Origin of the sequence: uncultured Flavobacterium sp. (genome assembly GCF_937967675.1) — a bacterium.
Classification (GTDB): Bacteria; Bacteroidota; Bacteroidia; order Flavobacteriales; family Flavobacteriaceae; genus Flavobacterium.
The window spans coordinates 1-1027 of sequence record NZ_CALBSN010000147.1 but is presented as its reverse complement, the minus strand read 5'-3'; the positions used below and the strand labels follow the sequence as shown (position 1 = coordinate 1027).

At 34.5% G+C, this 1027-nt stretch carries 1 protein-coding gene and 1 pseudogene; both read left to right on the top strand.

Going from position 1 to position 1027, the window contains the following annotated elements; genetic code table 11:
• Positions 1 to 85: 85 nt before the first annotated feature.
• Positions 86 to 415: an iron-sulfur cluster assembly accessory protein gene (locus Q0075_RS09735; RefSeq protein ID WP_291110121.1), complete on the top strand. Its 330-nt coding sequence runs from the start codon at positions 86 to 88 to the stop codon at positions 413 to 415.
• Positions 416 to 425: 10 nt separating this feature from the next.
• A pseudogene (locus Q0075_RS09730) lies at positions 426 to 1027 on the top strand (Fe-S cluster assembly protein SufB); the annotation flags it as partial.

Sequence of the window (1027 nt, the reverse complement as noted above, 5' to 3'; positions counted from 1 at the left end):
ATAAGTTATAAAAATGTTAGCAACTCTTGTAAAAAGCAATTTATGGCTTATCTTTGCGGTTAATTTAGACAAAATCAAAATAGCTATGATTAAAGTGTCAGATACGGCAAGTAAAAAAATCATCGAAATGATGCAAGATGATGGTTTTGATACCACTAAGGATTACGTTAGAGTGGGCGTAAAGAGTGGAGGTTGTTCAGGTTTGTCATATGAATTAAAATTTGACAAAGAAATAGGAGAAAACGATAAAATATTTGAAGATAATAATGTTAGAATTGCAGTAGAGAAGAAGAGTTTTCTTTACTTGGCAGGAACTATATTAGAATTTTCAGGTGGTTTAAATGGAAAAGGATTTGTTTTTAACAATCCAAACGCCCAAAGAACTTGTGGATGTGGGGAGAGTTTCTCTCTATAAATCAAAAGATATGAGTAAGTATACAGAAGACGACTTAAAAGTCGAATTAGAAAATAAAGAATACGAATACGGATTTTATACCGAATTGGACTCGGAAACGTTTCCTGTTGGGTTAAATGAAGATATCGTTCGTGCCATTTCCAAGAAAAAAGACGAGCCAGAATGGATGACAGAATGGCGTTTGGAAGCTTTTCGTGCTTGGCAAGAAATGGAAGAACCAGAATGGGCAAATGTTAATTACGAAAAACCTGATTTTCAAGCCATTTCGTATTATTCAGCACCAAAAAAAGCCGATCCGAATAAAAAATTAGAAGACGTTGATCCTGAACTTTTGGCGATGTACAAAAAGTTAGGAATTTCGGTTGACGAACAGAAGAAAATGAATAACGTAGCGATTGATATTGTAGTGGATTCGGTTTCTGTGGCAACGACTTTCAAGAAAACATTAAACGAAAAAGGCATTATTTTCTGTTCAATTTCCGAAGCGATTAAAGAACATCCAGAATTAGTTCGTAAACATTTAGGAACCGTTGTTCCAATGAAAGATAATTTTTACGCGGCTTTAAATTCGGCTGTTTTCTCTGACGGAAGTTTCTGTTACATTCCAAAAGG

Coding starts and splice junctions, on each gene's coding strand:
- Q0075_RS09735 (WP_291110121.1), top strand. CDS start 86: ATGATTAAAGTGTCAGATACGGCAAGTAAAAAAATCATCGAAATGATG.